The following is a 20,251-nucleotide window of genomic DNA, read 5'->3' as shown; positions in this document are numbered from 1 at the left end:
ATCAACAGCCCCCATTCCAGCACAAACCAAAAAAACTGTAGACAAGCTCGATTCCATCGAGTTTGTCTACAGTCTGAGGTGAAATCATTTGATTTCACCTTTTTTCTTATTATTTTTTTCCAAGCTTTTCAAGCATATCTGCTGTCATGCTTGAAAGGTCATATTTTGCTTTGAATCCCCATTCTTCAGAAGCGGCAGAAGCATCAATCGAATTTGGCCAGCTCTCAGCAATGGTCTGGCGGACTGGGTCAACCTCATAGGTTAATTCAAATTCAGGGATATGCTTTTTGATTTCTGCGGCAATTTCCTCAGGGTCAAAGCTCATTGCTGTGACATTGAATGCGTTTCGATGGATAAGTTTTGACGGGTCTGCTTCCATCAGATTGACAATCGCGTCCAAGGCATCCGGCATATACATCATGTCCATATAGGTTCCTTTATCAATGTATGAAGTGTACCTGCCTCTTTTGGTTGCTTCGTAGTAAATCTCTACGGCGTAATCGGTCGTTCCGCCTCCTGGAGGTGTCGTATATGAAATCAAACCTGGGAACCTTACTCCCCTTGTATCGACGCCAAAGCGATGGAAATAATAGTCAGTCAGCAACTCACCCGCCACTTTGTTGACGCCATACATTGTCGTCGGCCTTTGGATTGTATCCTGTGGAGTATTGTCTTTCGGTGTATTCGGGCCGAATGCTCCGATGGAACTCGGAGTGAAGAACTGGCAGTTCATTTCACGCGCAGTTTCCAGCGCGTTCATTAGTCCGCCCATATTAAGGTTCCATGCGAAGACAGGTTTTGTTTCAGCTGTTGCAGATAATAATGCGGCCATATGCATAATTGTATCAACCTTGTGCTTTCTGGCGATTTCACCCATTGCTTTAGCATCCATGACATCCAGGATTTCAAAGGGCCCGCTTTTAGAAGCAGCTGAATCGTTTTCTCTGATATCAGTGGCAATGACTTGATCTTCTCCATATATATCCCTTAGCTTCCCGGTCAATTCCGACCCGATTTGGCCAAGTGCTCCCGTAATCAATATTTTCTTCATGCCTTATGTATTCCTCCTGGTTAAATCCTTTTAAAAAACTGCCGGCTGGGCAGCCAGCCGGCAATGCCATCTTCTAAATAATTTCAAGCTCCTTGCCAACCTTCTCGTAAATGGAAATGGCTTGATCCAGCATCTCTTTTGTGTGGGCAGCAGAAGGCATATTCCTTACACGGCCTGTTCCCCGTGGCACGGTCGGGAATACGATTGACTTCGCGTAGACGCCTTCTTCGTTCAATCGTTTGCTGAATTCCTGTGTTTTCACTTCATCGCCAATAATGCAGGGCGTGATGGGGGTTTCAGAATGGCCGATATCAAATCCAAGTTTTTGCAGGCCATCCTTTAGATAGTTGGCATTTTCCCAAAGCCGTTCGTTCAATTCGGTACTTTCAGTCAAAAGTTCGATTGCCTTGATGCTAGCCGCCACATCAGCTGGCGTCAGTGATGTGGAAAATAAGAATGGCCGGCTTCTTACCTTAAGCCAGTCAATCAGCTTTTGCTTGCCGGCAACATAACCGCCTACAACGCCTATTGCTTTGGACAGTGTCCCGATCTGGAAATCAACTTTGTCTGATAACCCAAAATGTTTGACTGTCCCTGCACCTTCACCTAGTACCCCTGAGCCGTGTGCATCGTCAACATAGGTGATCAAGTCGAATTCTTCAGCTATTTCGACAATTTCCGGAAGCTTGGCGATGTCGCCATCCATCGAGAATACTCCATCGGTGATGACCATGATTTTATTGTATTGGCCCGATTCATTTGCTTCCTTAGCTTTCGCCCGCAGGTCTTCCATATCTGAGTGGTTGAATCGGATGATCTTTGCCCGTGAAAGGCGGCAGCCATCGATGATGGAAGCATGGTTCAATTCATCGGACAGGATAGCGTCATTTTTATCCATGACTGCAGAAATAGCTGCCATATTGCACATAAATCCAGACTGGTAAGCGATCGCTGCTTCTGTTTTTTTGAATTTGGCTAACTTTTCCTCAAGTTCCACATGAAGTTCAAGTGTCCCATTGATCGTGCGCACGGCACCTGAGCCAACGCCAAATTCATTGACAGCTTCGACTGCGACTTTCTTAAGTCTTTCATCTGTAGCGAGCCCAAGGTAGTTGTTCGAGGAGAGGTTGATTAATTCCCGTCCGTTGATTCTGATTACAGGGCCGTTTGGGCTTTCAAGCGGATCAATTACATTGTAAAGACCCTTTGTTTTCAAATCTTCCAGGTTTTCTGTTAAAAATTGCTCCAATCCTTTGCTTGACATTGGAAATCCCCTTTCTGCCTTTTGGCATGTCATTATCTTGAATACAACTGTTCGTATGGGGAGGACAGTTGGTTATCTGCCTATCCCTTAGTGCCTTATATGGTTTCTCAAAATATACTTTAACATATTTGTTTCAGTTGTACACCTATGAAGGACAACTAACCCGGTCTTTTTTAGAGTCCCCTTTCAGGAAAAATATTAGCAGCCTTTCTGACTTTTAATTTTCAGGTTTATCCCCTTTTATTAGGGTATAGAATTATGACGGAGTCTGCATAGAAGGGATTCTGGTGTGGGAAGGGAATGGAACAGTGTTGAAGGATTGAGCTGGCTGGGAAATAACCTCCCTTCCTTTTTTGAATAGAGGAAATAGAATCAGGAGGCACGAGACAATGAAATATCCGATCCAAGTCAATTCCGAAATTGGGGAGTTAAAAACGGTCATTCTCCACAGGCCGGGGAAAGAAGTAGAAAATTTGACGCCGAAATACTTGGAGCGGCTTCTATTTGATGACATCCCTTATTTGCCTGCAATACAAAGGGAACATGACAGTTTCGCGGAAGTGTTGCGACAACGAGGTGTGGAAGTACTATATCTTGAAAACCTGGTTGCTGAGGCCTTGCATTCATATGAACTGCGCACTGAGTTTATAGGCCAATTACTTAAAGAAAGCAGAAGGAACTTGAACGGATCCAGAGCAATCGTCGAAGAGTACCTTAATGGATTTTCGGTCGAGGAAATGGTAAAGAAAGTGATGGCGGGTGTGTTGAAATCTGAAATCGAACAGGAGAAAAAGGTTCACTTGCACGAACTCATGGAGGATTACTATCCATTTTTTTTGGATCCTATGCCGAACCTTTATTTCACTCGCGATCCTGCAGCGGTGATTGGAAACGGAATCTCCTTGAATAAAATGTGTGAAGGAGCCCGGAAAAGGGAATCTTTGTTCATGGACTTTATTATTAAGCATCATCCGGGATTTTCGGAACAGGATATCCCCCATTGGTATGATCGGGATGAATCTTACCCGATCGAGGGCGGCGATGAATTAGTATTGAGCCCTGAAGTGATTGCGATTGGTGTCAGCGCCAGGACTTCGGCACTGGCAGTTGAAAAATTGGCAAGAAAAATCTTTTCCCGAAATTCTACAATCAGGAAAGTCGTGGCAGTAGAAATTCCTAAGCTTAGGGCCTATATGCACTTGGACACGGTTTTTACCATGGTTGATCATGATAAGTTTACTATCCACCATGGAATTGAAGGGCCAAATGGCAGGATGAAAATTTACATTTTAGAAAAAAGCGGGGACCCTGATCGATTGGCCATTTCGGAAAGGTCCAATTTAACGGATACCCTTAAAGAAGTATTGAAACTTCAGGAACTGGTTTTGATTCCTTGCGGAGGCGGCCATGAAATCGCCGCACCCCGTGAACAATGGAATGATGGTTCCAACACGCTGGCAATCGCACCAGGTGTAGTTGTCACCTATGACCGCAACTATGTCTCAAACGATCTATTAAGGAAAAACGGCATAGAAGTGATTGAAATACCAAGTTCTGAACTATCAAGAGGCAGGGGCGGTCCACGATGCATGAGTATGCCTATCTATCGAAATGACATATAAAAAAAGAGCAGTCCATTGGTGGACTGCTTTCTGCATTGATTATTCATTCAGTTGTACCAAGATAGCTGTCCAATTCCTTGATCAGCTGCTCTGCTCCCTCCCGGCTTAAAACGATCTTGCCGTTTGCCAGGGCTATATTTTCGCTGCTGATTGTTCCGGTGATAATACAGGTTTGATCAGGCTGGTATTTCTGTAGGATGATCTTATCCTCCTCAACAAAAATCTCCAGCGGATCATTTTCACCAATTCCCAGTTTCTTTCGGAGTTCCATTGGGATGACAATCCTGCCAAGCTGATCTGTTTTGCGGATAATACCAGTTGCTTTCATCTTATAACCTCCCTATTCAAACATGGATTATGGGATATGGAGGTATAGTCTAGGTATCAATTCTAGCCCAATACAATTATAGCAAACATAGTAATAATTTTACATTTTAAATGTGTCAATTCAATCATTTTTCTATAAAATCTTCTAAACGGCAGGTCAGGAGCCGATTTTAGTTGTCTGGGTCCTCCCTCCCATTACCAACGTCAGTAAAATTCCGGCAGTAAACTTTCATAATCTTTTCCGTTAGTAGGCTTTCGCCCAGATTACCATATGTTTTGCTGCCTTTCCACAGCAGACGCAGCGTTCTGACACTTCTTCCTGATCAAATGGTATGCAGCGTGAAGTAGCGCCGCTCTCCTCCTTGATTTGATCTTCGCATACACGATCCCCGCACCACATTGCTTTGATGAACCCCGTTTCTTGTTCAAGGATTGATTTGAACTCTTCAAGGTTTGCAGCGATATTCGTTTTTTCTTCCCGATGCCTTTTCGCTGAATCATAAAGATTTTGTTGAATATCTTCCAGCAGCTTTGGTAGATGGGAATCCAATTCAGCGAGCGGAACAAAGAGTTTTTCTCCGGTATCCCGGCGCACCAATACTACATGGCCTTTTTGAATATCTTTAGGACCGATTTCAAGGCGGACCGGGATTCCCTTCATTTCGTATTCATTGAACTTCCAACCAGGCTTTTTGTCGCTGGCATCTATATCAGTTCTTGCGATTGTGGAGAGCTTTTCCTTCAACCCATATGCAAAATCCAGAACCCCTTCCTTATGGTGGGCTATTGGCACGATCATTACCTGTGTTGGAGCAGCCTTTGGAGGAATGACAAGTCCGCGGTTATCTCCATGGACCATTATCATGGCTCCAATCACCCTTGTTGTAAATCCCCACGATGTTTGCTGAACATACTGCAAGTCCCCCTCCTTGTCGGTGAACTGGATCCCAAACGCTTTGGCAAACCCATCTCCAAGATGGTGGGAAGTCCCTGTTTGCAGTGCTTTGCCGTCATGCATCAAGCTTTCAATCGTATAGGTTAGCTTGGCTCCAGCAAATTTTTCCTTATCAGTTTTTTGTCCTTGAATAACAGGAATTGCCAATATATTTTCGCATACATCCGCATAGACCTTTAGCATCCTGACGGTTTCGTCAAGTGCCTCTTCATCGGTTGCATGGCATGTATGTCCTTCCTGCCACAGAAATTCAAGCGTTCTAAGGAACGGCCTGGTCGTTTTTTCCCAGCGGACAACATTCGCCCATTGATTATATAGCTTTGGAAGATCCCGATATGAATGGATGATATCTTTATAGTGTTCGCAGAATAGAACTTCTGATGTCGGCCTGACAACAAGCCGTTCAGCTAGCTCTTCGGAGCCGCCGTGCGTAACCCATGCTACCTCGGGAGCGAATCCTTCGACATGGTCCTTTTCTTTTTGCAGCAAACTCTCCGGAATGAAAAGCGGCATATAAACGTTTTCGTGCCCAGTCTCTTTAATGCGGGAATCCAGTTCATTTTTGATATTTTCCCATAAGGAGTATCCATATGGGCGAATGATCATCGACCCTTTAACACTCGAGTAGTCAATCAATTCCGCTTTTGTAACTACGTCGGTATACCACTGGGCAAAATCCTCCTCCATTGATGTAATTTCTTTTACATAATCTTTTGTCATGTCTACACCTCGCCAAATTTTTAATAAAGAAACCATCTTCCTCTTCTCATTCGATCCTTTATGGATAACAGCCATACTCCGCCATAGGTGTTTGAACGGCTGGGTTAAGCTCATCGGCGTCCCTCTTGTTAAGGCAATTCGTGTCTTAAAGACACAAAAAGGCCCTGATCCCAAAAGGGGCCAAGGCCTGGCGGTACCACCCTATTTCATAAAGCAGATTGCTTTAACTCTCCATGATAACGGAATTGATCCGCCGTGATCTTCAATAAATCCGATCCGGGACTCAGAGGCAGGTTCAAACGGCAGCCAATAGGAGCTTCACAGCTATAGCCCCCTCTCTGGAAATGACCTCTTCCATTTTAATGATCCTCATCAGCGTCACTATTTTTGTGATGATTATATATACAATGAAGGATGGTGTCAATTCTATACTGAAAAACCATGGTATTTAGTCAAACAAACCTTCTCAGCTAGATAGATAATAAATAAACCAATGATGACAGGCAAGAGCGACCTTATTTTGGGATGGGAGCCACTTTTGGTTTCAACTGATGCGGCGTGCAACCGCTTTCTTATGCAATGGGCCATAGAAAAAACAGCCTAAATGACTGCGGGATTCAATTTTGCCCCCTTATTTTGATCACAATCTTTCCTTTGGCATGGTGGGACTCGCTTAACCCATGGGCTTCCTGAAGTCCCGTCTCTGAAAAATCGAATAAATGTCCGACAAGCGGTTTCAATTCGCCATTTTTCATCATTGCTGCAAGCTGACCAAGTTGTTCACCGTTTGGTTTCAACCAGACAAAAAAAGCTTTGGCTCCATAGCTTGAAGCTTCTTCCTCGTTTGGCGGCTGGACAATCGAGACAAGCCGTCCTCCTTTTTTCAGGACCTTGAAACTTTTGCTTTGGATTTCGCCGCCCATTGTGTCGAAGACCACATCGTAATCCGAGAGTATGTCTTCAAAGTTTAATGTTCTATAGTCAATGCATTCATCCGCACCAAGTTCTTTCAGCATGCTATGATTCTGGCTGCTTGCTGTTGTTGCCACATATGCCCCTTTTTGTTTTGCAATCTGGATTGCGAGGCTGCCAACACCACCGGCCCCTGCATGGATTAAAACTTTCTCGCCCTTCTCAAGACGGGCAGCATCGAACAGGCTTTGCCAGGCTGTCATTCCAGCAAGAGGAATCGAAGCCGCTTCCTCAAAACTAATGTTATCTGGTATTCTCGCAACAAGGTCTTCCTCAGTTACGATATATTCCGCATAGCAGCCGAATCTGGTTGTTTCCGGACGGACAAATACCCTTTCGCCAATCCTGAATTTATTCGCATTCGCCCCTGTCTCTTTGACCGTCCCGGCTGCGTCCCAGCCAAGAATGATAGGAAATTCAAATGGAAGCATGTCCTTTAAGTATCCCTCACGGACCTTCCAGTCAATCGGATTAATCGAAGTGGCATGCATTTCAATCAAAACCTGGTTATCGCTTACTTTCGGTGTTTCAACTTCTTTTTCCTGCAGGACATCTTTCCCGCCATATTGTTCGATAACGATAGCTTTCAAAGGAAATACCTCCTTAGTCGATTTGAATCAGAATCTCCTTCTCACTTTGTGTTTCCCTTATTCCATAAAAATAATCACGCAATCGAATCATCGGAATATACAGAAATCATCCGCTTTCCGCATTTGGAGTGGTAAAAACGGAAAGTATTTTACAATATCCCCCAGAACCTTCAATGATGCGCTGAAAGGCATATACTGGAACATCAGGGATAATGGGAATCGGGAATCAAGCCACATTCCATATTTTTCAAATCGTTAGTTCTGTCAATAAAAGGCTAGTCGAGGATAGCGGATTTTAGTATCATTAAGGAATGTGATTGTTAAAACATGGCGATGAAAATAGATAGAAGTGAGGATACAAATATGAGTTTATTGAATGTCGAAAATTTAAGCCATACTTTTGGGGACCGAACCTTATTCAAGGATGTTTCATTCAGGCTTTTGGCTGAGGACCATGCAGGTTTGGTCGGCGCCAATGGTGTGGGAAAATCCACCTTGATGAACATCATCACTGGCCAATTGATCCATGACTCAGGAAAAGTGGAATGGACGCCTGGAGTGGAATATGGTTACCTGGACCAGCATACGGTGCTGAGCCCGGGAAAAACGATTCGAGATGTGCTTCGGGATGCGTTCCTCCCGCTTTTTGAAAAAGAAGCGGAACTTAATGAAGTAACTGTCAGGATGGCAGAAGCGACACCTGATGAATTGGAGCTTTTGCTTGAAAGGATGGCTGAAATCCAGGATGCACTTGATGCAGGTGGGTTCTATTCGCTTGATATCGAAGTCGAAGAAGCTGCGCGGGGCCTTGGCCTCGATGCGATTGGATTAGACAGGGATGTATCGGCTTTAAGCGGCGGCCAGCGGACAAAAGTATTATTAGCAAAGCTATTGCTGGAAAAACCGAAAGTCCTGTTGCTTGACGAGCCGACCAACTATCTTGACACCGAACATATCCAGTGGCTGGCGAGGTACCTAAAGGAATACCCTTATGCCTTTATCTTGATTTCTCATGATACTGAATTCATGAATCAAGTTTCCAATGTGATTTTCCAGCTTGAATTTTCAAAGTTGACACGCTATACGGCCACATATGAAAAATTCCTTGAATTAGCTGAAATCAATAAGAACCAACATATTAACGCATATGAAAAACAGCAGGAATTCATCAAGAAACAAGAGGAATTCATTGCGAAGAACAAAGCGCGATATTCCACGACTGGACGTGCAAAGAGCAGGCAAAAACAGCTGGAGAGGATGGAACGGATCGATCGGCCGGAAACAGCTATAAAACCCACATTCGAATTTAAGGAATCACGCGCAAGCAGCCGTTATGTCTTCGAAGGAACAGAGTTTGAAATTGGGTACACCCACCCTTTGCTTCCTAAGATGTCAATCACGATTGAGCGAGGAGAAAAAATCGCAATTGTAGGCTGCAACGGTGTTGGAAAATCAACCTTGTTGAAAACGATGCTTGGAAAGATTCCCCCTTTGAGCGGCAAAATTGAACACGGGGATTTCCTATTCCCTTCCTATTTTGAGCAGGAAATAAAGGCAGGAAGCATAACGCCAATCGAGGACTTGTGGAATGAATTCCCAGGCCTTGACCAACACCAGGTGCGCGCAGCGCTTGCCCGCAGCGGCTTGAAAAACGAGCATATATCCAGACCCCTTAAACAGCTGAGTGGCGGAGAGCAGGCTAAAGTCAGGCTGACTAAACTGCTCATGCATGAAAGCAATTGGCTTTTGTTTGATGAACCAACAAACCACCTGGACATAACAGCGAAAGCTGAGTTGAAAAAAGCTCTCAAAGCCTATAGAGGAACGATTGTCCTTGTCAGCCACGAGCCGGAATTTTATGAGGACTGGGTGACAAAGGTTTGGAATGTGGAAGAATGGGCCGGAAGAAATGAATAAAGTTTCTTTCGAAGCCAATTTTCAAAACTTCTCATATCACATCTGTCAATAAAAAGAGATTGTTTCAACAGTTGGGACAAAAATATTTTAAAAAGGATAATTCAAAAAGCCGGGTTCCTTCCATATGTTTGGAAGGAACCCGGCTTTTTTGAATTTAGGATACAAAGAAGCAAAGATAGGCGGATGTTCAGTGACTTAGGCTTTTCGTCAGTTGAAAAGTTCGATGGGCAATCTAAGTTTCTTTCCCCAGATAGCAAAGAGACGAGCCCCGTCCTTCGATTTGTCCTTTATATATTTTATGAGTGAAAGGTATTGAGAAATTTTCATTATATTGATAAATTTTATAAAGTGTATAAAATTTTTTTATGAAGGTGATATACAAATGAAGAAAATGATGGCTTTGCTCTTTTTATTCCTGGTTTTTACACTTGCTGCTTGTTCGGGTGAAAAAGCGGAAGATAAAGAGAAACAAGAGACTATAAAAATCGGTGCCATTCCTGATCAGAATGCGGCAGACTTAAATCGGAGCATGGAAGACTTCGCAAAGGATCTTGGCGAGAAAACCGGACTTACCGTAGAATATATTCCTTCAGTTGATTATTCTGCGCTCGTTACCGCTTTTGAACGCGGAGATATCCAGCTTGCCTGGTTCGGAGGCCTTACTGGCGTCCAGGCAAGGCATCGGGTTCCTGAAGCCGAAGCGATTGCCCAGCGTCCTGTCGATAAGGAATTCAAGTCCGTCTTCATTGCCCAAAAAGATTTGGAGATTAATAGTCTTAAGGACCTGAAAGGTTTATCATTCACTTTTGGCAGTGAAAGCTCTACGTCTGGACATTTGATGCCGCGTTATTTCATGGTGGAATCTGGCATCAACCCTGATAAAGATTTGGATGGAAGCCCTAATTATTCTGGATCCCATGATAAAACCTATAAACTGGTGGAATCCGGCGCTTTTCAGACCGGCGCCTTGAATATTTCTGTCTGGGAAGCTGCCGTTAAGGACGGCAAGGTCGATGAATCCAAAGTCAAAGTTTTTTATTCGACTCCAGAGTATTATGATTACAACTGGACAGTTAACGATATTGAAGATCAAACAAAAGAGAAACTGAAAAAAGCGATCCTCTCGATGACTGTCGAGGACAACGAAATCATGGAGCTATTCCAAACAGATAAGTTCATAGAAACCAAGAATGAAAACTATAAGGCAATCGAAAAGGTTGCCAGGGAATTGCAGATTATCAAGTAGGTGATATAAAATGCCTTCACGGCAAGAAGTAATCAGTTTCAATCGGATATCAAAAACATTTGAGCGGAAGATAGCTTTATCTTCCCTTTCTTTTCGGATCCGAAAAGGAGAGCATATTGCGTTGATCGGACCAAGCGGAGCAGGGAAAACCACATTGCTGAACCTGATGGCCTCGATCATTTCGCCTGATGAGGGCGCGATCCTGTTGGATGGCGAGCCATTGTCTTCCCTATCAAACCAAAAGAAGAGAGCAAAAAAAATCGGGATCATCCGCCAGCAGTTCGATCTTGTCGGCCAACTCCCTGTCATCCACAATGTCCTTGTTGGCAAGCTTGCTGACTGGGGATTGTTGAAATCCCTTTTATCGCTTGCCATTCCACAGGATAGGCAAACTGCGATTGAAGCCCTTGAACGAGTTGGCCTTAGCGAAAAGCTTTATGACCACACCTCGACTCTCTCAGGCGGTGAGCAACAGCGGGTTGCACTTGCGCGACTGCTTGTGCAGAATCCTGAAATCATCCTTGCAGATGAACCGGTCGCTTCCCTGGATCCTGCTAGGGCGGAAGATGTATTGGATTTGTTGACTAAGATTGCGAATGAAGAAAAGCAAACTTTGATTGCAAGCTTGCATTCTGTTGAGTATGCAAGGAAGTATTTTACAAGGTTGATTGCCCTGAAGGATGGCGGTCTCTTTTTTGATGTTCCGTCCGATCGGTTGACAGACTCACAAATAACCGCCCTCTACCAGTTAAAGGAGCAGGGGTGATGGGAAAGACCTGGTTGGATATTGACCTTCATAAACGTAAAGTATTGACACTGCTTCTTGTCTTGTTTTTTCTTTGGAGTTTAACTTCGATTAGCTGGAATCCTGATTTGCTCCATGGCGGAGGCACCAAAACAGCTGCCCAGATATTTGAGGCGTTTTTTAAACCTGATTTATCAAGAGGCATATTGCTCCTCGCCCTTGAATCTAGCTGGAAAACTTTATCATATGCTGTATCAGGCATGAGCCTGGCCGCATTTATTGCTTTTATCTTCGGAGTCCCTGCCTCGGGCATTCTCTCCAAACATAAGCGGTCAAAAGGATATATAAAAGCAAGCTTTCGTGGGCTGCTAGGCTTAATGAGAGCGATCCATGAGCTAGTTTGGGCATGGCTGTTCGTTGCTGCGATTGGCCTTTCTCCTTTTGCGGCCATTTTTGCTATTGCCATCCCATATGGCGGTATCCTGGGAAGGATTTTCGCCGATATGCTGAACGATGTCCCTGACGAGCCAATCCAGGCACTTGAAGCTTCTGGTGCATCGAAACTCCAGACTTTGTGGTATGGCTATTTGCCGATGGCTGGCCCGCATATCATCAGTTATGCTATGTATCGGTTCGAGTGTGCAGTCAGATCCTCAGCCATTATGAGCTTTGTAGGGATTGGCGGCCTCGGTTACCAAATCCAACTTTCACTTGATGACCTGCAATACAATGAGATGTGGACGTTCATGTTCTTCTTGCTTATGCTCGTATTGGCCATTGACGGGTGGAGCAATCTTTTAAGAAAGAAGCTGAGTGGATGAATACAAATACACGCTGGAAGTTGAATATCGTTTTACTCTCTTTTTATGTCATGATTTTTCTGACAGCGGCCTCCTGGCTATCGATTATCATGATCGAAAAAGCGGATATTCAGTCACTCTTTTCTATGGGGAACATTGAAAACACAAAGAAGTTCCTGTTTGGCCTTGCGGGGTTCGGCGAAGATTCCGTGGCTTTCATGGAGAAGGATAAATGGGTACTTGCTTTTAATCTGACAAAGGAAACCTTGCAAATGAGTGTTATGGCGACTGGTTTTGCTACGATTGCCATGATCTTAACAGTCCTTCCAGCAGCAAGGAATATCGCGGACGGCTCCCTTACGCTCCAAAGAAAAAAATTTGGACGTTCAACCTTCTGGTTCATTCGCGCAGGGTACGTTTTTTCCAGGGCAGTGCCGGAATTAGTCTGGGCCATGCTGATTATCTTCATCTTCAAACCAGGTATCCTCCCGGGTGCAATCGCACTTGCGCTACACAATTTTGGAATTCTCGGGAAGCTTTGTGCGGAAGTCATTGAAGACTTGGATCCCAGGCCAATAAGGAATCTGGCAACATGCGGTGCCAGTCGGCTGCAGATACTATTCTACGGCATCCTTCCTTCCATCCTGCCCAAGTTCTTGACTTATATTCTCTATCGTTGGGAGGTTATCATGCGGACGACGATTGTCGTTGGGTTTGTGGGCGCGGGTGGTCTTGGCCAGCAATTCAAGTTAAGTATGAGTTTCTTCCACTACACCGATATTTCCATGCTGTTAGTATGTTACCTGATCCTTGTTTTTGCGGCTGATTTCATTTCAGAGAAAGCAAGAGCATTCATAAAATAAACTGGCCGGCCACAGGATGAATACTGGCCGGCCTTCTTTTCATAGGCGCTCCTTCTAATTGAACTCACCGTGCTGACCAGGGCAATAGTTTTTCTTTATTCTCTTTCTGATGCCATGAATCCTGGCCGTGTCTTCAGAGTACATGAAGCGGAAAATGCCTTCTTTTTGGAAGGTATCATTAAAAGATCGTTAGATTCTCCAGACCGTTTTTTAAAAAGTATTTTTCATATTGTTCCTTCAGCTGGAACATCCTATTGATTTTCTCATCAATCGTAGAGTCCATTTTAATCTGTTTTTTAAGATCGATTGTCGCAAGCTTATGTGTCAATTGATCCCAGAAAACATATTCCTCGTATTCATCGATAATGAGTTCAACCTTTTCTTTTAAGCGTTCAACAAGGTGGTAACATTCTTCCTCCCGATCAAAAAAGACTTGGTCACGTAAACTGAAATCATCTGCTAATGATAAAATATATTGTTCCAGTCCTTCGGCTTTCCTGGCTAATTCTTCACCGGCAGCTGTCAGCCCGAGCGGCCAATTTGCAAGCTGCAGCAATTTCGCAAGTGTCAGATACTGTTCTTGCGACAATTCGATTTTCATTCCCAACTCTCCCTTCAACCTGCTTGTTCCATGTATATGTCGAATGACAGCTTGATTTTCCAATTTCGATAAAAAATGATGTATTGACGCTTCAGGACAAGCTGGTAAGGAGTGTTGAAGAACGTAAAAAATTTGCCTTCCTTTTAATTGCATCAGCCAACAACCGGATAGATTGGTGCGTTTCCTTTTTCAGACATCATACTTGGAGGTGAAGAAAAAGCACCCTAGTTCCTTGATAAAACTAACATTACCCGTGATCATAAATCAATTGGTGTGAAAGAAGGAACAGTTGCAAAAAACTTCGGCCAGGTCATTCGCTTGTTCTAGAGAAAAGTGAATATTGCCGCTTTTATCCCAAGTTTGTTTACTCCATCCCTTTGGGAGGAAAGGATACATGAAAGGAAATTATTTAATAATGGAGACAGGGGGTATAAAATGTGGATACATAAACCATTTTTTAAATACGCGACAGGAACAATTCTCATCCTGGTGATCATCTATTTATTCGGAAAAATCGACTACTTTTTATGGCCGTTGCAAAATTTCATCATCGCCATTTTCTTTCCTGTCTTGATTTCCGGCCTCGTCTACTATATTCTAAGAAAACCTGTCCGCTGGCTGGCCGCATATATTCCGAAAACAATTAGTATCTTGATCATTTTTGCGGCAGCGGCAGGAATTCTTTCTGTAGTATTCTATTTCGCCGGTTCGCTTGTTGCAGAGCAGACCGAAAAGTTGTCAGATAACTTCCCGAAGACGATTGATGTGCTCACAAAGGAATCTGAAAAAATAATGGAAAGCAGCCATTTCAATATAATGGATTCCAATCAAATGAAGCAGCGAGCCTTTTCCTCCCTGAGAAAAGTTGTTGAAACCATGGGTCAAAACCTTTTGACCGTGTTTTCTGTGATCACAAGTGTAGCAACTGTGACGGTGGTCGTACCGTTCCTTGCCTTCTTCTTCCTGAAGGATGACGAGAAATTAAGGCCTTACTTCAGGAAGTGGATTCCAGATGAACATGAGAATGAAGGCAACAAAATCCTCAAGGACATTGATAGAACACTTTTTACTTATGTAACCGGGCAATTCATCATTGCTGTTGTTGACGGCACGCTCATGTATATTGGCTATCTGATAATAGGCCTGGACTATGCGTTGCTATTAGCCATTTTTGCGATGATGCTGACAATCGTTCCATTTTTCGGGCCGTTAATGGGTGTCATACCAGCATTATTCATTGCACTGGCTAGCAGCCCGATCATGGCGGTTAAGGTCCTTATTGTACTTTTGATCGTCCAGCAGCTTGAGGGCAACTTTGTTACGCCTCAGGTTATGGGAAAGAAACTGAGCATCCATCCGATTACTGTCATCCTCTTGCTGATTGCTGCAGGATCGCTTTATGGTTTTATTGGAATTCTTATCGCAATCCCGCTTTATTCGGTGGTAAAAATCATCCTTAAGGATGTATGGAAATTTTACAGGCTCAGGAAAAGGAACGAAACAATCCATTCATGATAGATAAAAACAGGAAAACCGGCCCGAAAGCCGGTTTTCCTGTTTTTCATGTCAAGAAAGGCGTCTGCTCCTTCCTTCTTTCCTATCCAGCTCTTCATCGATCATCTTATCCAGCCGGATAATGCTCTGTTTTGCCCGGTCATTGTTTATTTTGCGGTAATGATGGTTGCCCCCTTCTTCTTCGTCCCTTTCATCGGCCCATTTTACAACCTGCTGGAGCGGGGTACGGACGATATCGTTCGTCGGCAAAAAAGAATCGGTATGAAAAAGGATAGCAAGCGAAACAGTTCTTGCCTGGACGGGGTTCTCCCCTAGCCTGATCAGGAGTTTATGCGCTCTTTCCGCTCCTTTGATTGGATGGATGTCATTTTTCCTGTAGAGTTCGTAGTCCCATTTTCCGTTTCTATACCAGGTGAAATGTCCGATATCATGCAAAAATCCGGCTTTCGCAGCTAAATCTACGTTCACTCCGTGTTCCTTAGCCAGATGAAACGCATGGTAGGCGACCGCAATTGCATGGGCCATGCCCGATCGTTTAAGGTATTTTTGGGCTATATGGTGTTCGAAAATGTCCAATAAAGTTACGTCCCTCATTCCAATACCTCCTTACTTGAAAGGTTACCCTTATTTTTATGAATGTTAACAGAATTTGTCCATGATTGCATCCATTATATCCCGATTGAATACCGACAGGCATGGCTTCAGAGCAGTCATGCCGGTTTTGAATAAAATCCATTCCAATTTTTCAGCGCCAAAAGGTTTTTTTCCCTTATTGAACAACAATTTTTGTTCGAGAAATCAAGGGTTGGCGCCATTCTTTTTGCTTGTTATACCGAAATAATTTTCGTTGTTTTTTACTATAACAACCTAATCATCCATTCGTTTTAAAACTAGCAGCAGAGTTAAAATGCCTTTTTCTTAGTACCTGGTAATAGTACTTAGGTTTTTTGAGATTCTGTCCATTCCAGGAATACACTTAGGTCTTCCAGGCTATTTTTTGGTATTAAACAAGGCTTGAACTGATAGGTTCAAGCCTTGTTTAATATATCTATGGATTTGTTGACCACATTCCTGCTGTTTTAATGAACACGCGACGATTCAGTTTTAATTGCGCAACGATTAGTTCGGCTATATCTTCAGGTTGCATGACTTTTTCTGGATTCCCATCAGTAAGGTTTGATTCGATTGCAAGGTCTGTCGCCACTGTACTAGGGGTTAGGGCTGTCACTCTGATATTGTGCTTCCGGACTTCAAGCATCAAAGACTCCGTAAGCCCCAATACACCGAATTTTGAAGCGCTGTATGCACTTGTCACTGGAGCTCCTTTTTGCCCTGCAGTTGACGAGACATTGATGATATCGCCTGTTTTACGCTCAATCATACCTGGTAATACAGCACGGGTTACATAGTAGGTACCCATCAGGTTCACCTGTATGATTTTTTCCCATTCTTCAGGTTCAAGATCAAGGAAGCCTCCAAATTTGGCTATACCTGCGTTATTGATCAAGATGTCGATTGGTCCAAGTTCCTCAATAAGATGGTCAACTCCATATTGTACCGATTCCATATTGGAGATATCCGCAACGGCCCCGGCAACATTTACATCGTATTGAGCTAATTCCGCCGCTGCTTTTTCAAGATTTTCGGAAGTCCGTCCAATCATGCCGATATGGACTCCTTCTTTCGCGAGTTCAATAGCAACGGCTCGTCCGATGCCCCTGCCGGCCCCTGTTATCAGAGCCGTTTTCCCTTTTAAAGATTCCATCGTAAGACCCCTTTCAAAGTTATTTACAAATGTCCATTATAGGGAAGGAACGAGGATATGACAAATTATGCGTCTTCATAAAAAAACAGCGGAACGAAATTTGTTCCGCTGATGCCATACTCTTTACTATGCAAGCAGTCCCATTCAATCGGGCTGCCTATTTTCCGGGTTTTTTAATATTTATGGATCGCTAAAGGTTTCTTTCATCACATCGTGTCAAACTATATTTTTCTGCTTTTTCCCAGTCTGGATAAAGATCCGTTCGGCGGTCGCGCCATGTAGTGACCGACCCACGTTCACGGACTTCGTACAACAGCTTCAAGTCAAGATCGGCCGTTACGATCATGTCGTTATTCAGTTCTCCTTCCGCAAGGAGCCCTTTTGGAGGGAATGGGATATCATTAGGAGTGATGACTGCTGCCTGGCCGAAATTGGCACGCATGAAGTCTACTGTCGGCAGGGCACCAACTGTACCAGTCAATACAACATAGACCTGGTTCTCGACGGCTCTTGCATGGCTTGTATAACGTATACGGTGGAAGCCATGGCGATCATCGGTGCAGGATGGACAGAAGATTACATCAGCCCCCTTCGCTTTCGCCATTCTGACGATTTCCGGGAACTCGATATCATAGCATGTCAGCAGGGCGATTCTCCCTTTGTCTGTATCGAAGACCTTGAAATCCTCTCCAGCACGCATGTCCCATTTTTGGACTTCAGTCGGGGTGATATGGAGTTTTGCCTGCTCATCAATCCTTCCGTCAGGATAGAACAAGTGTGCCACATTATATAGTTTGCCTTTGCGAGCAACCACGTGGGTTCCGCCAATTATATGCATTCCTTTATGGATGGCAAAGCTCTGGAACAGATTCAAGTATTGTTCTGTAAAGCCAGGCAGTTCATTGATTGTCAGCCTGGTTCCCTGTTCGCTGCCTATCGATAGCAGCTGAGTGGTGAAAAACTCGGGGAACAGGACAAATTCTGAACCATATTCCTGTGCTGTTTTTATATAATGCTCACATTGAAGAGCGAATTCATCAAAGGATTTAATCGTATGAAGATGATATTGAACAGCTGAGACACTCATTTTCATGCAACTTTCCCCCTGTTTCCTATGAAAATTTACTTCTCGAATTATATTTTCGGAAATACGAAATTCAATATAAAACATTTTCTGCTTCATGAATATACATTTCCAAAAGAAAACCGGGAACTTTTAGTTGATCCTGTTTTCAGTTTCATTTTAACTTATTTTGTTTTGGGTTCTAATTGGTGGGAGTTCTGCTTCTCTTAGGAGGATGTTTAGATCGGGGAAGGAGCATTTAGCGTCGGATTGCTGGCATCAGTGGCAAAGTGAAAAAATGTCTGATATTGTTTTGGAAATCAAAGGGCGGAAAGCGTCCCGCCCTTCACCAGGCTAAAGGATATCATTTTGTTAGGCCTTGATAACAGGTTGATAGCAAATGATATACAAGTGATATCGGTATTTGTCGAGGTTTGTTTGTTATTGGGAATGGCCTATTAAAAAGTCATTCAAGTGCCTGCCGATTTGACGAATTGTAGAACTTCCTTCCTCACGGTTAACAAGCTGATCGATCAGCACGGCTACGTAGATACGATGGTTATTATAATCCAATATTGCGCAGTCATGCTGGACTCCATTTAACTCACCCGTTTTATTTCCGACTTTTATGTCTAAGGAGATAAAAGCTGGCAGTTTGTCTTTAAATTGCTGCTTTTCCAATATAGAAAAGAATGAAGGATTGATGCTTCCTTCTGCACCAGCCTTCAGACAGGCAGCGATGTCCGCTGCCGCGGTGAAGTTATCTTTCCCGCTGTTGATCTGGGTAAAATCCAGCATTTTTCGCTGAAGGACTGTCTTATTTAGATCCAGCTTCTTGATATTTTGGTTGATGTTTTGCATTCCTAAAAGGTCGATCAAAATATTTGTTGCTGAATTATCTGAAACAATAATCATCAATGTAATCAAATCCATAAAGGACATACTGTCCTGCTTGAGTGCCTGCAAGATGCCCGTATCCCCGATTTTATCTTCCTGGTTGATCACGATCATCTGTTCCGGAGGGATGGTTCCAGCTTTAATTCGCTGAAAGGCTTCAAGCATGATTGGGAGTTTGATGAGACTTGCAGCTTGGTAGATTTCGCCGCTTCTGTACTCAATGACATCGCCATCAACATCCAGAAACATACTCGCCCGACCCTGGCACCTGGCGAGTTCCTGAAAAATGTTATCTTTTAAGTTATTCAGATTCATATTGATGCACCGTTATCGAATATTCACGATCATGTCTTTGTTTTCGTTTTCTGAGACTCCGTCGCTATACAGGTGGCAGGCAACAAAATGCCCATTCCCGATCTCCTGCCAGTCAGGTTTCCTCCTTGCGCACACTTCCATCGCACGAGGGCATCGGGTCCTGAAAACACATCCACTTGGAGGGTCCATTGGGCTTGGAAGCTCTCCTTTCAGGATAATCCTTTCCCGCTTGTCTTCAACGTCAGGATCCGGGATGGGAATCGCTGAGAGCAATGCTTGAGTATAGGGATGGCAGGGATTTTTGTATAGTTCGCTGCTTGATGTCAGTTCAACGATATGGCCAAGGTACATAACACCTATCCTGCTGCTGATTTGCTTCACCATGGAGAGATCGTGGGCAATGAATAAGTATGTCAGTCCTTTTTCTTTTTGTAGCCTTTTAAGCAGGTTGACTACCTGGGCTTGTACAGATACATCAAGTGCCGAAATCGGTTCATCAGCAATGATGAATTCAGGATCAAGTGCCAGCGCTCTTGCAATCCCTATCCGCTGCCGCTGGCCGCCACTGAACTCATGTGGATACCTGTTAGCGTGATCTTGATTCAGGCCGACAGCTTCAAGAAGGTGATAGACGCGCTCGATTCGCTCTTTTTTTCCTGGATACAGCCCATGGACCTCCATTGGCTCAGAAATGATTTCCCTTACGGTTGAACGCGGATTCAGAGAAGCGTATGGATCTTGGAAAATCATCTGCATTTGCCTGTGGAATTGGAATGTCTCTTTTTCTGAGAGTTTATGGACATCTTTCCCTTTAAAGATGACTTCACCATCCGTCCGGTCATATAATCCAATGATGGTTCTTCCGGCAGTCGATTTGCCGCAACCGGATTCGCCGACTAACCCGAATGTTTCCCCTCTATATAGATTGAAAGAGATTCCATCAACCGCTTTTAGGACTTGGTTTTTCCCCATTTGAAAATGTTTCTTCAAATCTTTCACACTCAAAATAACTTGTTTTTCCAT

18 protein-coding genes and 1 other annotated feature are annotated in these 20,251 nt (G+C 43.8%); of the genes, 7 read left to right on the top strand and 11 right to left on the bottom strand.

The genetic code is table 11. The features are described from left to right. Positions 1 to 109: 109 nt before the first annotated feature. A complete protein-coding gene (locus JJQ88_RS13700; RefSeq protein WP_210366603.1) occupies positions 110 to 1,051 on the bottom strand; it encodes an L-threonine 3-dehydrogenase in 942 nt (313 codons plus the stop codon). A 73-nt stretch (positions 1,052 to 1,124) separates the two neighbouring features. Beyond that, positions 1,125 to 2,315, bottom strand: coding sequence for a glycine C-acetyltransferase (locus JJQ88_RS13695; protein WP_210366602.1), 1,191 nt, complete (start codon positions 2,313 to 2,315; stop codon positions 1,125 to 1,127). Between the two features lie 389 nt (positions 2,316 to 2,704). On the opposite strand from JJQ88_RS13695, the gene arcA reads away from it, so the two are divergent. After that, positions 2,705 to 3,937, top strand: coding sequence for an arginine deiminase (gene arcA / locus JJQ88_RS13690; protein ID WP_210366601.1), 1,233 nt, complete (start codon positions 2,705 to 2,707; stop codon positions 3,935 to 3,937). A gap of 43 nt (positions 3,938 to 3,980) precedes the next feature. On the opposite strand, the gene JJQ88_RS13685 is transcribed toward arcA, so the two are convergent. From JJQ88_RS13685 to JJQ88_RS13675, 3 genes are all read right to left on the bottom strand, one after another. Next, positions 3,981 to 4,265 carry an AbrB/MazE/SpoVT family DNA-binding domain-containing protein gene (locus JJQ88_RS13685; RefSeq protein ID WP_210366600.1) on the bottom strand — a complete coding sequence of 95 codons (285 nt, stop codon included), beginning with the start codon at positions 4,263 to 4,265 and terminating at the stop codon, positions 3,981 to 3,983. Between the two features lie 243 nt (positions 4,266 to 4,508). Beyond that, a complete protein-coding gene (proS, locus tag JJQ88_RS13680; RefSeq protein WP_210366599.1) occupies positions 4,509 to 5,939 on the bottom strand; it encodes a proline--tRNA ligase in 1,431 nt (476 codons plus the stop codon). A 172-nt stretch (positions 5,940 to 6,111) separates the two neighbouring features. After that, positions 6,112 to 6,324: a binding site (T-box leader), on the bottom strand. A gap of 232 nt (positions 6,325 to 6,556) precedes the next feature. Then, positions 6,557 to 7,501 (bottom strand): NADP-dependent oxidoreductase, encoded by a 945-nt coding sequence (locus JJQ88_RS13675; RefSeq protein ID WP_210366598.1) that lies wholly within the window; start codon positions 7,499 to 7,501, stop codon positions 6,557 to 6,559. Between the two features lie 363 nt (positions 7,502 to 7,864). Between JJQ88_RS13675 and JJQ88_RS13670 the strand changes: the two genes are divergently transcribed. The 5 genes from JJQ88_RS13670 to JJQ88_RS21280 all read left to right on the top strand — a co-directional run bounded on the left by JJQ88_RS13670 (position 7,865) and on the right by JJQ88_RS21280 (position 13,072). Then, entirely contained in the window at positions 7,865 to 9,418 is a 1,554-nt protein-coding gene (locus tag JJQ88_RS13670; protein ID WP_210366597.1) for an ABC-F family ATP-binding cassette domain-containing protein, read from the top strand. A 382-nt stretch (positions 9,419 to 9,800) separates the two neighbouring features. Further along, the gene (locus JJQ88_RS13665) at positions 9,801 to 10,664 is read left to right on the top strand and encodes a putative selenate ABC transporter substrate-binding protein (protein WP_210366596.1); all 864 of its coding nucleotides are present in this window, start codon (positions 9,801 to 9,803) and stop codon (positions 10,662 to 10,664) included. Between the two features lie 10 nt (positions 10,665 to 10,674). Next, positions 10,675 to 11,430: a phosphonate ABC transporter ATP-binding protein gene (locus JJQ88_RS13660; protein ID WP_210366595.1), complete on the top strand. Its 756-nt coding sequence runs from the start codon at positions 10,675 to 10,677 to the stop codon at positions 11,428 to 11,430. Continuing rightward, entirely contained in the window at positions 11,430 to 12,230 is an 801-nt protein-coding gene (locus JJQ88_RS21285) for a PhnE/PtxC family ABC transporter permease (RefSeq protein WP_246861175.1), read from the top strand. Before JJQ88_RS13660 ends, JJQ88_RS21285 begins: the two co-directional genes overlap by 1 nt. Next, a complete protein-coding gene (locus JJQ88_RS21280) occupies positions 12,227 to 13,072 on the top strand; it encodes a PhnE/PtxC family ABC transporter permease (protein WP_246861173.1) in 846 nt (281 codons plus the stop codon). The genes JJQ88_RS21285 and JJQ88_RS21280 overlap by 4 nt, the downstream gene beginning before the upstream one ends. Before the next feature lie 178 nt (positions 13,073 to 13,250). Here the strand turns inward: JJQ88_RS21280 and JJQ88_RS13650 are convergent, their stop codons facing one another. Further along, positions 13,251 to 13,673: a hypothetical protein gene (locus JJQ88_RS13650; protein WP_210366594.1), complete on the bottom strand. Its 423-nt coding sequence runs from the start codon at positions 13,671 to 13,673 to the stop codon at positions 13,251 to 13,253. A 435-nt stretch (positions 13,674 to 14,108) separates the two neighbouring features. Here JJQ88_RS13650 and JJQ88_RS13645 point away from each other — a divergent pair, with 435 nt between their 5' ends. Next, a complete protein-coding gene (locus tag JJQ88_RS13645; RefSeq protein WP_210366593.1) occupies positions 14,109 to 15,188 on the top strand; it encodes an AI-2E family transporter in 1,080 nt (359 codons plus the stop codon). A gap of 51 nt (positions 15,189 to 15,239) precedes the next feature. Here JJQ88_RS13645 and JJQ88_RS13640 read toward each other — a convergent pair whose 3' ends face one another. The 5 genes from JJQ88_RS13640 to JJQ88_RS13620 form a co-directional block, all read right to left on the bottom strand. After that, a complete protein-coding gene (locus JJQ88_RS13640) occupies positions 15,240 to 15,782 on the bottom strand; it encodes an HD domain-containing protein (protein WP_210366592.1) in 543 nt (180 codons plus the stop codon). A 454-nt stretch (positions 15,783 to 16,236) separates the two neighbouring features. Continuing rightward, positions 16,237 to 16,953, bottom strand: coding sequence for a 3-ketoacyl-ACP reductase (locus JJQ88_RS13635; protein ID WP_210366591.1), 717 nt, complete (start codon positions 16,951 to 16,953; stop codon positions 16,237 to 16,239). 190 nt (positions 16,954 to 17,143) lie between these two features. Next, on the bottom strand, positions 17,144 to 18,046 hold the full coding sequence (locus JJQ88_RS13630; protein WP_210366590.1) for a carbon-nitrogen hydrolase family protein: 903 nt from the start codon (positions 18,044 to 18,046) through the stop codon (positions 17,144 to 17,146). 411 nt (positions 18,047 to 18,457) lie between these two features. Then, positions 18,458 to 19,162 (bottom strand): serine hydrolase, encoded by a 705-nt coding sequence (locus JJQ88_RS13625; RefSeq protein ID WP_210366589.1) that lies wholly within the window; start codon positions 19,160 to 19,162, stop codon positions 18,458 to 18,460. A 78-nt stretch (positions 19,163 to 19,240) separates the two neighbouring features. Then, on the bottom strand, positions 19,241 to 20,251 hold the full coding sequence (locus JJQ88_RS13620) for an ABC transporter ATP-binding protein (protein WP_210366588.1): 1,011 nt from the start codon (positions 20,249 to 20,251) through the stop codon (positions 19,241 to 19,243).

The organism is Bacillus sp. REN3 (genome assembly GCF_017912555.1).
Classification (GTDB): Bacteria; Bacillota; Bacilli; order Bacillales; family Cytobacillaceae; genus Mesobacillus.
The sequence above is the reverse complement of the archived record's forward strand: the minus strand, read 5'-3'. Positions and strand labels throughout refer to the sequence as shown.

Excerpts from the sequence above, each read along its gene's own strand:
- JJQ88_RS13630 (WP_210366590.1), bottom strand. The coding sequence starts at position 18,046 with ATGAAAATGAGTGTCTCAGCTGTTCAATATCATCTTCATACGATTAAA.
- JJQ88_RS13620 (WP_210366588.1), bottom strand. The coding sequence starts at position 20,251 with ATGGAAAAACAAGTTATTTTGAGTGTGAAAGATTTGAAGAAACATTTT.
- JJQ88_RS13685 (WP_210366600.1), bottom strand. The coding sequence starts at position 4,265 with ATGAAAGCAACTGGTATTATCCGCAAAACAGATCAGCTTGGCAGGATT.
- JJQ88_RS21285 (WP_246861175.1), top strand. The coding sequence starts at position 11,430 with ATGGGAAAGACCTGGTTGGATATTGACCTTCATAAACGTAAAGTATTG.
- JJQ88_RS13660 (WP_210366595.1), top strand. The coding sequence starts at position 10,675 with ATGCCTTCACGGCAAGAAGTAATCAGTTTCAATCGGATATCAAAAACA.
- JJQ88_RS13640 (WP_210366592.1), bottom strand. The coding sequence starts at position 15,782 with ATGAGGGACGTAACTTTATTGGACATTTTCGAACACCATATAGCCCAA.
- proS (WP_210366599.1), bottom strand. The coding sequence starts at position 5,939 with ATGACAAAAGATTATGTAAAAGAAATTACATCAATGGAGGAGGATTTT.
- JJQ88_RS13650 (WP_210366594.1), bottom strand. The coding sequence starts at position 13,673 with ATGAAAATCGAATTGTCGCAAGAACAGTATCTGACACTTGCGAAATTG.
- JJQ88_RS13665 (WP_210366596.1), top strand. The coding sequence starts at position 9,801 with ATGAAGAAAATGATGGCTTTGCTCTTTTTATTCCTGGTTTTTACACTT.
- JJQ88_RS13695 (WP_210366602.1), bottom strand. The coding sequence starts at position 2,315 with ATGTCAAGCAAAGGATTGGAGCAATTTTTAACAGAAAACCTGGAAGAT.
- arcA (WP_210366601.1), top strand. The coding sequence starts at position 2,705 with ATGAAATATCCGATCCAAGTCAATTCCGAAATTGGGGAGTTAAAAACG.
- JJQ88_RS13645 (WP_210366593.1), top strand. The coding sequence starts at position 14,109 with ATGTGGATACATAAACCATTTTTTAAATACGCGACAGGAACAATTCTC.
- JJQ88_RS13700 (WP_210366603.1), bottom strand. The coding sequence starts at position 1,051 with ATGAAGAAAATATTGATTACGGGAGCACTTGGCCAAATCGGGTCGGAA.
- JJQ88_RS13625 (WP_210366589.1), bottom strand. The coding sequence starts at position 19,162 with ATGTTTCTGGATGTTGATGGCGATGTCATTGAGTACAGAAGCGGCGAA.
- JJQ88_RS13635 (WP_210366591.1), bottom strand. The coding sequence starts at position 16,953 with ATGGAATCTTTAAAAGGGAAAACGGCTCTGATAACAGGGGCCGGCAGG.
- JJQ88_RS21280 (WP_246861173.1), top strand. The coding sequence starts at position 12,227 with ATGAATACAAATACACGCTGGAAGTTGAATATCGTTTTACTCTCTTTT.
- JJQ88_RS13670 (WP_210366597.1), top strand. The coding sequence starts at position 7,865 with ATGAGTTTATTGAATGTCGAAAATTTAAGCCATACTTTTGGGGACCGA.